We start from the raw sequence: 1,328 nt of genomic DNA on the forward strand, positions 1-1,328 counted from the left end.
GCTGGGCAGGGGCGGCTTCGGGAGCGGTGACGGCGGCCGTGACCCGGCGGTGACGGCGAGGGCGCGCCTGGGGAACGGTGTCCTTGGAGTCGGGGGTGGAGGGGTCCGCTGAGCGCGATGACGAAGGGGACATGGGTCTATCTGCACTTTCGGGCGCTACAGCTCCGCCGTACCCGCGGCGCCGTGGCGCGGTCGTGCTCCCCGCCGGGGAGCGAAAAGCCTACGTGTGCGCCTTGCGGCGCCGGCCTGCGGCGGAACTCGCACGTTGCGGAAGTGCGGCGGCGCTCAAGGCGGCGCAAGTCTTCCGGGCGGTCTCGGCCGAGGTTCGGACACCGGTTGCCGGTACGGGGCGGCCGGTGCCAAAGCGAGTATCCCACACGTGTAGCCCTCCGACGTCGATCTTGCCCCGTGACGCTCCCATCACGCCAACAGCGGACGCCGTCGTCGCACCCCACGCCCGATAACGAGTCGCACCGTTTTCACGACACGCCGTCACCCGGCACCTATACTGAGCCTATTCCTTCACGGGCTCTTTTAAGGGCCTTCTTATATTTCCCGTGGTTCCTCGCGAAAGGCGGCGCAGATGAGCCTGGCAACGTTGGCGGTCCCGATGGCGCTCGACTCCCTCGACCTGGCCCGATGGCAGTTCGGCATCACCACCGTCTACCACTTCATCCTGGTGCCGCTGACGATCGGCCTGTCACCGCTCGTCGCACTCATGGAGACCCGTTACCTGCGCACCGGCAACGAGCAGTGGAACGTGGCCACCAGGTTCTTCGGCAACATCCTGCTCATCAACTTCGCCCTGGGCGTGGCCACCGGCATCGTCCAAGAGTTCCAGTTCGGCATGAACTGGTCGGAGTACTCCCGCTTCGTCGGCAATATCTTCGGGGCGCCGCTCGCCTTCGAGGCGCTGTTGGCCTTCTTCATGGAGTCGACGTTCCTCGGGCTGTGGATCTTCGGCCGGGACCGCCTGTCCCCCTGGCTGCACAACCTGTGCATCTGGATGGTGGCGCTGGGTACGAACCTGTCCGCCTTCTTCATCCTCGCCGCCAACTCCTGGATGCAGCATCCGGTGGGCGCCGTCGTCAATCCGGACACCGGCCGGGCCGAGCTCGACGGCATCGGCGGGTTCTTCGCGGTGCTCGGCAACGAGATCTTGTGGACCACGATCATCCACGTCCTCGCCTCCGCCTTCCTGCTGGCCGGCACCATCATCCTGGGCGTCTCCGCCTGGTGGATGATCAAAGCGACCCGCGCCGGACAGGATTTCGAGGCTCGGCAGCTCTGGCGGCGCCTGACCCGCTTCGGGGCCATCACCATGATCG

The 1,328-nt window shown here is 66.6% G+C and carries 1 protein-coding gene; it reads left to right on the forward strand.

What is annotated here, in order from left to right:
• Window positions 1-583: 583 nt before the first annotated feature.
• The coding region (locus RWX45_RS13070) for a cytochrome ubiquinol oxidase subunit I (protein WP_316024153.1) at window positions 584-1,328 on the forward strand (745 nt) is incomplete at its 3' end.

The sequence above is a fragment of the Actinomyces sp. MRS3W genome, from assembly GCF_032465695.1.
Classification (GTDB): domain Bacteria; phylum Actinomycetota; class Actinomycetes; order Actinomycetales; family Actinomycetaceae; genus Actinomyces.